General features: G+C 35.9%; 11 protein-coding genes and 1 pseudogene. 5 read left to right on the forward strand and 7 right to left on the reverse strand.

What is annotated here, in order from left to right; translation table 11 throughout:
• Nucleotides 1-54: 54 nt before the first annotated feature.
• Both E2K98_RS02320 and E2K98_RS02325 read left to right on the forward strand, forming a co-directional pair.
• Nucleotides 55-1,302 carry an NAD(P)-dependent malic enzyme gene (locus tag E2K98_RS02320; protein ID WP_133332680.1) on the forward strand — a complete coding sequence of 416 codons (1,248 nt, stop codon included), beginning with the start codon at nt 55-57 and terminating at the stop codon, nt 1,300-1,302.
• 355 nt (nt 1,303-1,657) lie between these two features.
• On the forward strand, nt 1,658-1,993 hold the full coding sequence (locus tag E2K98_RS02325; protein ID WP_133332681.1) for a L,D-transpeptidase: 336 nt from the start codon (nt 1,658-1,660) through the stop codon (nt 1,991-1,993).
• Nucleotides 1,994-2,191: 198 nt separating this feature from the next.
• On the opposite strand, the gene murI is transcribed toward E2K98_RS02325, so the two are convergent.
• The 5 genes from murI to E2K98_RS02350 all read right to left on the reverse strand — a co-directional run bounded on the left by murI (nt 2,192) and on the right by E2K98_RS02350 (nt 6,737).
• On the reverse strand, nt 2,192-2,989 hold the full coding sequence (gene murI / locus E2K98_RS02330) for a glutamate racemase (protein ID WP_133332682.1): 798 nt from the start codon (nt 2,987-2,989) through the stop codon (nt 2,192-2,194).
• Nucleotides 2,990-3,028: 39 nt separating this feature from the next.
• On the reverse strand, nt 3,029-3,700 hold the full coding sequence (locus tag E2K98_RS02335) for a LysR substrate-binding domain-containing protein (protein WP_235824687.1): 672 nt from the start codon (nt 3,698-3,700) through the stop codon (nt 3,029-3,031).
• A gap of 91 nt (nt 3,701-3,791) precedes the next feature.
• Nucleotides 3,792-4,427: an HlyD family secretion protein gene (locus E2K98_RS02340; RefSeq protein ID WP_133332684.1), complete on the reverse strand. Its 636-nt coding sequence runs from the start codon at nt 4,425-4,427 to the stop codon at nt 3,792-3,794.
• Nucleotides 4,428-4,468: 41 nt separating this feature from the next.
• Entirely contained in the window at nt 4,469-6,103 is a 1,635-nt protein-coding gene (locus tag E2K98_RS02345; protein ID WP_235824688.1) for an MFS transporter, read from the reverse strand.
• Between the two features lie 205 nt (nt 6,104-6,308).
• Nucleotides 6,309-6,737: a MarR family winged helix-turn-helix transcriptional regulator gene (locus E2K98_RS02350; RefSeq protein WP_133332685.1), complete on the reverse strand. Its 429-nt coding sequence runs from the start codon at nt 6,735-6,737 to the stop codon at nt 6,309-6,311.
• A 258-nt stretch (nt 6,738-6,995) separates the two neighbouring features.
• Here E2K98_RS02350 and E2K98_RS02355 point away from each other — a divergent pair.
• Nucleotides 6,996-7,121 (forward strand): annotated as a pseudogene (locus tag E2K98_RS02355) (excalibur calcium-binding domain-containing protein); the annotation flags it as partial.
• A 401-nt stretch (nt 7,122-7,522) separates the two neighbouring features.
• Entirely contained in the window at nt 7,523-7,804 is a 282-nt protein-coding gene (locus E2K98_RS31405) for a hypothetical protein (protein ID WP_208025307.1), read from the forward strand.
• A 265-nt stretch (nt 7,805-8,069) separates the two neighbouring features.
• Here the strand turns inward: E2K98_RS31405 and E2K98_RS02365 are convergent, their stop codons facing one another.
• On the reverse strand, nt 8,070-8,675 hold the full coding sequence (locus tag E2K98_RS02365; protein WP_133332686.1) for a TetR/AcrR family transcriptional regulator: 606 nt from the start codon (nt 8,673-8,675) through the stop codon (nt 8,070-8,072).
• Nucleotides 8,676-8,874: 199 nt separating this feature from the next.
• On the opposite strand from E2K98_RS02365, the gene E2K98_RS02370 reads away from it, so the two are divergent.
• Nucleotides 8,875-9,618 carry an SDR family NAD(P)-dependent oxidoreductase gene (locus E2K98_RS02370; RefSeq protein ID WP_133332687.1) on the forward strand — a complete coding sequence of 248 codons (744 nt, stop codon included), beginning with the start codon at nt 8,875-8,877 and terminating at the stop codon, nt 9,616-9,618.
• Nucleotides 9,619-9,901: 283 nt separating this feature from the next.
• On the opposite strand, the gene E2K98_RS02375 is transcribed toward E2K98_RS02370, so the two are convergent.
• Complete coding sequence (locus tag E2K98_RS02375) at nt 9,902-13,084, reverse strand: SpoIID/LytB domain-containing protein (protein WP_133332688.1); 3,183 nt, start codon at nt 13,082-13,084, stop codon at nt 9,902-9,904.
• Between the last annotated feature and the right edge of the window lie 65 nt (nt 13,085-13,149).

Raw genomic sequence — 13,149 nt, forward strand, 5'->3', positions numbered from 1 at the left:
GGCCTTCTTCTTATTTCTATAACCAAAAAACTTAAACAAAAGGAGAAACATTGTATGTCAACTTTACGTGAAGAAGCATTAAAGATGCACAGAGAAAAACGAGGAAAGCTTGGTGTTTACTCTAAAGTCACAGTAAGTGATGCAAACGATTTAAGTCTTGCTTATTCACCAGGTGTTGCAGAGCCCTGCTTAGACATACATGAAGACGAAAGCAAAGTATTTGATTACACAATGAAGGGGAATCTCGTTGCAGTTGTTTCGAACGGAACAGCCGTTTTGGGTCTTGGAAATATTGGCCCGAAAGCCGCGATGCCGGTTATGGAAGGAAAAGCATTGTTATTCAAATCGTTTGCCGATGTAGATGCATTTCCAATTTGCCTTGATACGATGGACACCGATAAAATTGTTGAGGTCGTTAAACTATTAGAACCAACTTTTGGCGGAGTAAACTTGGAAGACATCGCAGCACCGCAATGCTTTGAGATCGAGGAACTATTACGAAAAACGTGCGATATTCCCATTTTTCATGATGACCAGCATGGAACAGCCATTGTAACCGCTGCAGGATTAATCAATGCTCTTAAACTCGTTGGCAAAGACATTGAAGATATACGTGTTGTAATAAACGGTGCCGGTGCGGCAGGTGTAGCTATTGTTAAGCTCTTGCTTCATATGGGGGTAAAGGATGTCATCTTATGTGATACAAAAGGGACTATATATGAAGGACGTACTTTCGGAATGAATCTATTCAAAGAAGAAATGGCCCGCATCACTAATAAAGAACGAAAACAAGGGACACTAGCGGATGCTCTTCTGGGAGCGGATGTATTTATTGGCGTATCAGCTGCTGGTTCTGTGACGAAAGAAATGGTTCGTTCCATGAACCATGATCCAATTATTTTTGCCATGGCCAATCCAGTACCAGAAATCATGCCCGAGGATGCAAAAGAAGCCGGAGCACTAGTAGTTGGTACGGGGCGCTCTGATTTCCCAAATCAAGTCAATAACGTTTTGGCATTTCCCGGGATTTTCCGTGGTGCATTAGATGTTCAGGCAAGAGAAATCAATGAAGAAATGAAGTTGGCAGCCGTGTATGCAATTGCTGGATTAATTTCAGATGATGAAATTTATGCTGATTATGTAATTCCAGATCCATTTGACCGCCGGGTAGCTGCCCATGTAGCAGCAGCTGTTGCTAATGCTGCAATGGAAACGGGTGTTTCACAAAAAAATGTAAATGTTGAAGAGGTAAAAAAGCGTCTATTAACACTAGTAGAAGAAAAACAACCTGCTTTTTTATAAATCTATAAACCAAAGCTTACCTTATTCGCTGTGTTGATGAATACTAAGGTAAGCTTTATTTGTTTTTTCATGGTAACAACAGCAAAGATGAATCAATGTAATTATTTAGTTAATTTATTTTTGTTTTCAAAAATATACTGTAATTCATATAAGAAAAAGGCTTTGAAAAAGAAATAAAGGAAAAATTGGAAGTTATTTATACGGGCTAAGTGAGCAATTTTTATTTTTTCTAATAATGTTATATAAATAGTAGCGAAGTTACATTGGTTTTTTTTATTAACTGTCCACCAATTATTGTTAATTAACTTATCGGTGTTCTACTTCATACAATATTCAAAAAATGGAGTTGATCTACATGGCAAAATGGATAGATGTATCAACATCAAAACACCAACTAAAACTTTTTGATCGTCACAGGCTTTTAAAAACTTACCCAATTGCTGTTGGAAAAATATTGTCACCAACACCTACAGGAACATACACGATTATCAACAAGGATCCTAATCCTGGCGGACCATTTGGAGTACTTTGGATGGGATTATCAAGACCTCATTACGGTATACATGGAACAAATAATCCATCTTCTATAGGTAAGAATGTCTCGCATGGATGTATTAGAATGTTTAATCATGATGTTCTAGAATTATCATCTTTAGTTCCAATTGGTACGAGGGTTTTTATTCATAAATGACTCTAAAATTTTTACCCTTTTTACTTTCTAGTTTAGGTCAAGTGCAATAAAAAAGAGAGGATTTCACCTTTTGTTAATCTACCCGTTACTAGAATAAGAAAATGCGTTTCCACCTATTGAAGAAACGCATCCGTTTGTTTATGTATAAAATTTAACAAACTTATTTTCAAATAAGATGTCGAAACAGATTATTTTGATTTAAACACCCGTTGTTAAAGAATTTATCCTATCTAACTTGACCAATAACTCATTATAATTAGATAAAGTTTCTTTATCTTCTACTCTATTACCAGATTTAAAAAATAAAATATCTCCTTTTCCATCGTTAATTTGATTCCTTACTTCTAGAATTCTTTTTAAGTTCTTTGCCGTTCCAATACTTCCAGAAATAATGTCCACTTCTTCAGGAAATATTTTCTTAATACTACTTTCAAAATATGGGAAATGTGTACATCCAAGAACAACCGTGCCGTATTGCTTTAAATCAAACGACGATAGTTTTTCTTTTAAATATGGTACAACTATCTCTTCTCTAAACTCAAAATTCTCAGCGAATTGGACAAGACCAGGAAGAGGAAGACTTTCAACAATATCGTGATGATCTATACTTCTCACAAGGTTATAAAACTTTTCCTCTCTGAGAGTCAAATTAGTTGCCAACACTAATACTTTTTTTCGTTTTCCCTCACAGCTTTGAACAGCAGGTTTTACCGCTGGTTCAATACCCAAAATAGGGAAATCATACTTCTGGCGAAGATCATCTACTGCAATACTGGTTGCAGTATTACAAGCAATGACTAATGCTTTAATTCCTTGATTAGCCATAAAATCAACTGCATTAAAAATATATTTCCTTACCTCTTCTTTTGGTTTTTCACCATATGGAACGTGTAAAGTATCTGCATAAAATATGTAATCCTCATTCGGTAAAATCCTCAATGCTTGATGAAATACAGTCATTCCACCTATGCCTGAATCAAAAAAACCAATTCTCATTACTTTCACTCTTCTTTTCAATTAATTTTATAAGTCCATCTAATTTTTTAACATATCAATAAATTTTAATAAAGACGGTTGCAAGTACGTTTTTTTTCGATAAATAAACATTGTTTTCATTTTTCCATAAAGATTCGGTAATGAATGTTGTTTAAGCGTTCCTTCTTGTAAATGTTTTGCAATGACACTGCAGGGGAGCAAACTTATACCTAGACCAGCAGATACACAGCCTAATATTCCATCCACAGTGCCAAATTCCATTATCTTATTGGGTATCATCTTCTCTTGGTGTAACCATTGTTCAAACTTTTCCCTATAAGCACATCCCATATGAAAAACAAGAACCGTCCTTGTTCGAATATCTTTGATTAAAGATATTGGTGGATGAGCTGTATCCGTGATGAGAACTAGTTCCTCTTCGAATACCTCTTCCTGAATGAGATCTGGGTGATTGATAGGTCCAGCCACAAATGCTCCATCAAGTTCATACTGAAGAACAGCTTGAATATTTTGTTCAGTAGAACCTGTTTTTAAAGTTAAATCTACCTCTGGAAAGTCTTTATGATACTTTGAAAATAGGACTGGTAAGCGAACCGCTGCGGTTGTTTCCATTGAACCAATAATTAAAGGGCCGCTTGGCGTTTGATCATCCATCATCACATTTTTAGTTTCCTCGATAAGATTGAATATCTTTTCCGCATATGTTAACAACAGGCTTCCTTTGGTTGTAAATGCAGATCCACGATTATGTCTATAGAAAAGGGTTGTTTGAAGATCTGATCTTTCTTTTAAGGTTGCTGTATTATATCGAAATTTTGACCTCTGCATTCATACCAGGCAGGACCTTACTTGAAGGATTTTCAATAGAAATTTTCACAGGAACTTTTTGTGTTACTTTTGTATAAGTGCCGCTTGAGTTCTGAGACGGAAGTACAGAAAAAACGGAATTTGTCGCATAACCAATTTCTTCGATTTTCCCATTAAATAATGATTCCGAATCACCGTCAACAGTAATATCAACGCTGTCGCCAACTTCAATATCGTTTAAATCATTTTCTTCAATATTGGCGGTAATATATAAACTATTCATATCTGCTGTTTGAGCTAAAACCTGACCAGCTTGTACCATTTGGTTCGTCTTAGCTTCATTTTTGATGATAGTTCCTGTTGCCAAGCTCTCTACTGGAAGTGCTTGTTGACCATTTGAAATTTTGCCCAATTTTTCTTGATCAGAGACAATCTTACCCTCTTTACCATTCCAATTTGTCAACAAGCCAGAATTGGTTGCTACAACTTGTGAAATATCTGCTGATACAACAGCATCCTCTGTTTTTACATAATTCTGTTTTTCATAGTAGAAGTATACACCTGATGCAATTAATGCCAAAACGACAACCATACCTATAATATTTATCAGTAATAAACGACCTTTACTCATGTTTCAAATCTCTCCTTACAATTTATATACTTAAAATCTATTTAAGCCGATGTCTCCATTCCATCTTTTTCTTTTGGAGCTGGTATACGCATTCTCTTTTGTTTCTTAACCAATGACCGTCCTTTTCCAGTCCAAGTTTTTCCGATTGAGCCAACAAGCATGACGATACTTAGTACAAGTAATATCGTAAACAAATCATGATAGGCCCCTAATACAGCAGTCATTTTAGAATTTACGACTAGTTCAAACGCTGCTGTACTTTTTGCCTCTGATAAAGATAAGTGTTCTCCCGTGAAGGAGTGAATTAGTTTTGTCATTTCCCATCTATACTCAGAACTATTTGGGTCTATCTGCCCTCTAATATCTTCATAATTTTGCGCATTTTGTCTGGTTAAAAACCATCCGATTATTGGTGATATAACAGCACCGATAAAATTTCGGATTGAGTGCAAGGTTGTAGACCTCATCGATGCCTTATGAATATCACCGGCTAATGCTGTTCCAAGAGCACCTGAAACGAGAGTCATACTGATCCCGCCTCCAAGACACGCAACTTGAAAATACAATGATGGTAAAGTCGTTTCTGAATTAATCACCATCCACTTGAGGCTCACATATAAAACGGCAATGGACCCGATAATTCCTAGTATGCCGGCACCTAATTTATCATAAAATAGGGTTTTAAATATGGCGGTAAACAAGATTCCCACAAAGAACCAAAAATAAAAATGGCTTAGATATAAAAAGGGAAGGTTCATATTATTTCGCAAAAATCCGTTAATCCCTGCAATCGCAACGATCAGAGAGATATGAGATGCAACAGCCATAATGGTTCCAGAAATAGGTTTGGAAGCCTTTAATGTGCTAAATGGAACCAATGGTGTCTCTGCTTTTACGTCCACATAGATAAATAAAATTAACAATATGAGCCCTGCAAGAAAAAATGGCCAAACATATAAAGAGGTAAATCCTTTTTCTAAAAGGTTACATAGTGGAAATGCTAATGCAATCATTAAAAGACTAAACAAAAACACTCCTGTTTTATCGACATGACTATGATCATGTCCATGCTCTTCATGTTTAGGTAAACCGAAAAAACCAATAATTAAACAGCATAGTGATGCGATTATATTTAGAAAAAACAACCAACGCCATGCATCCGTTCGTAATGAGATGGAGCCGAATAGAGCTCCAATTGCACTTGATCCAAATAATCCTGTAATAACCATAAACAAAAAGGTATTTCGGATCGCATTAGGGAAAGACCTTAGGCTAGCAGGCAGAATGGTTAAGAAAAGAATACCTGCACTTAGGCCTTGAATGATTCTTCCTACAATCAGAATGACTAAACCAGGAGAGATCGTAGAAATGATGGATCCACATAAAAAAATAAAAATAAACAGTAAGTAATTTCGTCGTAATCCAAATTTCCTTGAAAGTACTGGACCAAATGGCACACCTAACGCAAATGCCAAATTCGATAATGTAGATGGATATAGTAAGTGATTGGAACTTAGTTTCAGTCCATTTTGGATAATACCTTGGTTTAGAATGTAAGACAAATTAGAAAAATACTGTGAACCAATCGCCAGTATCGTTAAGATGGATATTATCAAATATTGAGGGACAGCAACCTTTTCAATATCGGAAGCTGCCGGATTCATCTGCTGACTCATCCAATTTCCTCCCTTCATTTTTTAAAAATTGTTTATTAACATTTTTACTATCACTATATTGTATAATACAAGTTGTATTATACAATATATTTCAAAAAAAAAACAATGTAAAAATTTTATATAATAATAGCTATTAAAACAAAAAAGACCGTGACGCCTTGTCACAATCCCTTATTTTTCTATATTCCCCATTTTTTAAATGAAATTATCCTTTTCTATTTTTAAAATCTTTATTTAATCGAATTAAATTATCTTCAAGTTGTTTTAATTCCACTCTAGACCAGTTTTGGAGTACTTCTGAATAAAAGTTATAACGAGATTCTTGAACAATATTGAGGATTTCTTGTCCTTTATTCGTAAGTTCTATAAGACTTATCCTTCCATTGTCGGGAGCTGGAAAACGCTTAATATATTGTTTGGATTCTAAAGTACCAACCTGTCTACTCGCTGTAGATATGTTTAACATTAGTTTTTCGGCAATTACATTAATTGCCAAGGGTCCATTTTCATTAACTTCACTTAAGATAAGATACTCTGATCGATCCAAGTCACCTAGTTTAGGACTATATGCTGTTGTAAGCCGAACTAACAAGGCTATTTCATATTCAATAGATTGCAGTGAGTCCTGATTCAAAAAGTCCTTCCCCCTTATAAAGTAAAACTGTTGTACTTATTGTAGTCAAATTAATTTTATAATAACAAATATACTATAGTAAATCTTTTAGAAAAGTGTAATGTCATCCGCTCTTGGCTCCACCACATGCAGCTTCAAGGTAACCTGAGCCAGAGGTCGTAAAGATCGCTGGCCAAAGGGGAATCAACAAAACTAAATCGGTCTAAAAACTTTGCATCATACCCAAAATTAAGGGGGCTACTGGCTCCGGATCCTTCTTCTGGTGGAACTGAAATTTTTGCAAACTGTACAGAGCTAAGGAAGAAATATCCTAATAGGGTACCATCCACTCACCCAGCTTATCAAACAAAAATGGACATAGATCATGATAACTATACATGTTAAAGATAATTAAATAAAATAGCCCCTTTCGATTGAGAAGGGCTAATTTACTTTCTCCTTCAAGATTATTTCGGAGAAATGAACTAATTTAACATTATGATTATTGTCTCCTTCTTTGACGATTTCACAATAACCAGAAGAATATTGATGTAATATGATGTATTCTTTGCCCTTGTAAATAACATATAACTTTTCCATCGTGTCCCCTTTCCATTTGTTTTCCATTATTGTAAGGGGATTTACTTTTTTTGTCTGTGTCATGCTGGTGACAATTTGGGAATGGAAAAAAGCCCCTCTCGAAGAAGAGTTTTTTTATGTACAATTAATTAGCTTTAAATACCCAGTACTATTTTTTGGTATTATTTAGATTATGTAATTCAAATAGATAAAAGGGGAGAAATAACATGAAAGCAGTATTAGGATTCTTAAAAAAGAGATGGAGGTATGTATTAACCGCTATCATTGCTTTGTGGATTGGCGGTGCTGGAGGCCCTTCTAGTGAGGAATATGCAAATGCGAAAGATTACGCGAAAGACCTGAACAAAACCATCCAAGAAAAAAAACACCTCAAACTTCCAGCATATAACAAATCTCACTTAAATTGGTTTAACTATAGCATCATTTATAATTTTCTCTCAATAACTTATCGATCCTCAGCATTAAATTATCAAGTTAATTTTACCTAGAAAAATCTAATCCATTTTCCTCTTTTTAACATTGGATAATATTGGTATGATTTAAACACCCCTAATTTTCTAGATAAATTGCTACATGACAAGGACTCCTTATGGAGTTCTTGTCATTTTAACAAGAAAAATCCCGCATTTATGAAAACCGTTTAAAACCACAAATAATCAAATATATAATACCACTGATAGCCTATTAAACCCATAGCCAAACATTTTTTGCATTTAAAATTTTCCTCTTGTCTTTTTTGAATACAACTCATATTTAATTACTTCCAATATACTTAAATGAATAAATATGTGTTTTCGTAAGATCGATAACTTCTTGGATAAATTCCTCTTGAGTTTCTTTGAAGCCATTATGAATCCAATTCTGAAGGAGTCCGTAAAAGCCATAGGCTGTATACCGTTTAAAATAATCCATATTGACTTGTATATTGTTTATTGTTTGGAAATTAAATTGTTCTTTATAGATTTTTAAGATCGTTTGAGGGAACCGGGTGTGTAATCCAGGTAGCGTGTCATCATAGTTAATCAGTTCAAAAAAATTCCGGTTGATATAGATATAAGAAACAATATTAAAAGATGGTGCATTTAGGTTTTCCGTAAAAACTTTATGACCAGGTACATATGGTTTTCCTACTGATGCTTCTAGCCCTTGAAACATGGAAATGAGTAGATATTCAGCCAATTCAATCTTATCTTGATAATGGATATAAAACGTACTGCGATTATAAGCGGCATAGTCGACAATGTTTTTTACAGTAACGGAGTGATACCCCTTCTCTTTTATGAGTTCAATTAATGCTTGCTTTAAATGTTCTCTTGTCCGATATTGTCGTTGAGATGTGGTATTTTGTTCACTATTCATGAAAAAAACTCCCTCAAAATTAGACAGATTTTATATAAGTGTCTAACTAGTAGACACTTAATGATATCTTAATGATTGTTAAATGTGAACAGAAGAGTAAAATTAAATTGTGAACAAATTAGTACAGATTTTCATTAGGCAGCTTCTGTTAACTGTTAATAATGAGTTGTAATAAAAATGTTATGGGAGGTCTTTGATTATGACTAATTTAAATGGTAAGGTTGCAATTGTAACTGGTGGTGCTTCTGGTATTGGATTAGCTACTGTTAAAGCTTTTCTAGAAAAAGGGGCTAAAGTGGTAATTGGCGATTACAATAGTGAAGCTGGAAAAGTAGTAGAGAAAGAGTTAAAAGAGAAATATGACGATGTATTATTTGTCTCAGTTAATGTTGCCGATGAGAAATCAGTTGAAAATCTTGTATCTGAAACGGTAAAACAGTTTGGACAATTAGATGTAATCTTTAATAACGCAGGTATTGGAATCCAAAAACCAACTCATGAATTAACTGATGAAGATTACAAGAGGGTCATTTCCGTCAACCAAGATGGCGTATTTTATGGTATAAAGTATGCACTTCGTGAGATGCTTAAAACTGGCGGTGGTTCTATTATTAACACATCATCCATTTTGGGAAGTGTTGGAGAACCAACTTCTATTCCATATGCAGCAAGTAAAGGTGCTGTCAATTTAATTACTAAATCAGTAGCTTTAGAATATGCGGATCGTAATATACGTGTAAATGCAGTTGCTCCTGGATTTATTGAATCAGGTTTAGTTAACAAAGAAGCTCTTGGTGAATTTTACGATGGCTTAGTTGATAAGCATCCAATTGGCCGATTAGGAAAACCAGAGGAAATTGCACATGCAGTAGTTTTCTTAGCTGAAAATGACTTTGTAACTGGTACAACAATCTTAGTAGACGGTGGTTACACAGCTAAATAAAAAATAATTTAACATGCAGAAGTTTAACTTCATCAATGAAGCCGTTATTCCTATTAACGGTGGTTAAGCTTAAAATTTTTTATTAATCTAAGGCCTAATTTATGGTTCTGCAAACTATAAATTGGGCTTTTTTCCTAATCACCTAAAAGTTGTAAATCTACTTTTTAAAAATTGAATAATTGATATTTCAGAAAAAAAACCCTGAATAAATAAAAGAGGCCGAATCCGGCCTCTTTCTTTGTATCAATTAGCAATCTTTTTGGACCACACACCCAAATGGTGGTTATGGTCTTGCACTTTTGATGGCTGTCCACCCACTATATACTTTGGATTTACCAACAATTCTATATGCTCGTAGTTTATAATAGTAGGTATTTCCCCTTTCTAGTCCTGTATTCGTATAGTTTAAAGAAGTGGTGCTTTTTAGCAAACGATATGATCCTTTACTGGAGGTAGCTCTGTAAACTTCATATCCGCTTGCTCCTGATACAGAATTCCATGTTACCTTGATACTCTTCGAACTTAACCTAGTTGCCTTAAAATTAGGTGGAACAGAGGGTATTGGTTTTGTATTAACGATTGATGAAAAATTACTATAAACTTTCGTTTGTCCAACTGTTCGGTAAGCTCTAATTTTATAATAGTAGGCTTTATTTGTGGTGAGTCTGCCATTCGTATAACTAGGGGATGGTGTTGTCCCTACTAGTGAATAAGTACCCGTACTTGATGTAGATCGATACACTTCATACCCGTTCGCCCCACTAACTGTGGCCCAGCTAGTTTTAATACTAGAGTAAGAAGAAGAATTTGCTTTTACGGACAGTGGTGCAGCAGGGACTGGTTTTGTACTAACGATGGATGAAAAGTTACTATAAACTTTCGTTTGTCCAACTGTTCGGTAAGCTCTAATTTTATAATAGTAGGCTTTATTTGTGGTGAGCCCGCCATTCGTAAAACTAGTGGATGATGTTGTCCCTACTAGTGAATAAGTACCCGTGCTTGATGTCGACCGATACACTTCATACCCGTTCGCCCCACTAACTGCGGCCCAGTTAGTTTTAATACTAGAGTAAGAAGAAGAATTTGCTTTCACCGACAATGGTGCAGCAGGGACTGGTTTTGTACTAACGATGGATGAAAAGTTACTATAAACTTTCGTTTGTCCAACTGTTCGGTAAGCTCTAATTTTATAATAGTAGGCTTTATTTGTGGTGAGCCCGCCATTCGTATAACTAGGGGATGGTGTTATCCCTACTAGTGAATAAGTACCCGTACTTGATGTAGATCGATACACTTCATACCCGTTCGCCCCACTAACTGTGGCCCAGCTAGTTTTAATACTAGAGTAAGAAGAAGAACTTGCTTTTACGGACAGTGGTGCAGCAGGGACTGGTTTTGCTGATCCCATCGAACTAAAACCACTGTATGCTGTTATTGTACCCGTTTTATACGCACGGACTTTATAGTAATACGTAGTGCCAGTGTTTAGAGATGAATCTGTAAACGTATTTTTCGTAGTGGTTGATACTTTCGTGTATGGTCCTGAACTAGATAAAGCTCTCCAAATCTCATACCCCGATATATCACTTGGTCCCTTCCAGCTCGCTTTAAGACTGTTGTATGAGTTGGATGAAACCGATAAACCCGTTGGTGCGGAGGGCTCAACGACTACAATGGCTTTTTCACTAACATTACCAGCTGCATCTATTGCAACAATCACTAACTCCGTACCAGCTTTTTGTGATGGAATAGTAACTTTATATTGGCCATCTTCCTCTGCTATTCCAGAGCCGCTTACTGAACTATTTACCTTCACTTCTACTTTGGCTCCAGCCTCTGCTTGTCCAGTAACAGAAGTATCTTTATCGGTTACTTTATTTACCTTTGGTTTTTCAGGGGAGGTGACATCTTTTACCACAATCTTCGCATCTTCACTTACATTTCCTGCAATGTCAGTTGCTGTTATGACCAATTCCGTTCCTGCTACTTGAACCGGAATGCCCACTGTAAATTTTCCATCTGTACCGGCTTTCGCAGAACCAATGATGTTTCCATTAACTTTTACTTCTACTGTTGATCCCGCTTCCGCCATACCAGTCACAGAAGTATCTTTATCTGTTACATCGTTTACTGTAGCAGGTCCAGGTGGGATCGCGTATTGTTTGGATAAGAGAGTGCCTGGATAGTAAAAGGATAAAATGTCCTTATACAGGATACCGGCAGCAGCACGGCGATTAGCACCAAATTGACTTAAACCAACACCATGTCCGTTCCCGGAGCCTGAAAACACAAAAGCATCGTTGGTTTCGTTGATGGAAAACAAATTACTCTTCAAGTCTCTTGAACCGGGCTTCGCAGGGTCGTTTGTGCCGATGATGGTACGCATATCGTCTGCAAGCTGGTTATTAATACTTGCGGTTTGAAGTTCAAGCTCCCCATTTGAATTGAAAACGTCTTTTATAAAAAATTCGAGTGAAAGATCACTTTTTGTAAATCGACCGCTTTCGGTAGGTGAATAAAAGTAAACCTTAGGGATAGAAACAATTTTGATTTGTTTACCACTAAATCCTGATAGATTATTCATCATCCACTTTTTAATGTTGTTCGCGTACAAAGCATCTTTTTCATTTTTAGAATCCCACCAGCTGTCTGGATTTTTGAGGTCCAATGAAGTGACATCCATTTGCTGTTTATGCAAGGTAGCATCCCAGGTATTGGCCGTATCGTACTCGTCGGCTTGAACCTTAAAATATGGAAGGGATTTTGGATACCAGACATTAAATAGTTTTTCCGTTTTTCCTCCGTTAGAGGCAGAGAAAACAGCATCAATGATATTCCCATCGTAGGTTAGGATTTCACCTTCTGTCGCGTCAACTGCCTCAGATGATCTAGGATGTAAGCTTGTCACGCCCCCATATACTTGAAAAGTGGTAGTATCATTGATCACCTGATTCAAACGAAAATACGCATAGGTTCGCGCTGATACTGCCTGTGCCTTTAAGGCCTCCATCTGCCAAAGCGCAGGCATTTCATCCGGGACCACACTCTTTACATAATCTTCAAGATTAATGGTGTTAATCGGTCTTACATATTGATTTTTTTCCACTGTAAAAAGAAAACTCCCGGCATATTCACGATTGTTGATCACTGCATGGTCAATACTATTAACCGGAGTAATCGATAATTCGCTCCCGGTGGCTAATCTCGTGGTTCCATCATATAAGGCAAGCGTTTCACTCTCTACCTTCACCGTATAACTTCGATCGCTGGTTAATAGATTCGTGGAATCCCCATTTAAATAGTAGTTTCCCACTATTTTTAATGAAATACTTGACTGATTACCTAAATATTTCACTAGCTTTACTTGAACGTGTGGCTCTGTAGCAATCGTTGCCGCATCTTTATAACTAGGAACAATGCCAAGAAAGACAACGGTTACAATTAAAAAGATTAATAATTTTCTCATATAAAAACCCTTTCTAATAGTTTCTTAGATTAATAATATATCTTTTGCTAGCATATATCCTCAAT

It is taken from the genome of Bacillus salipaludis (assembly GCF_004358205.1).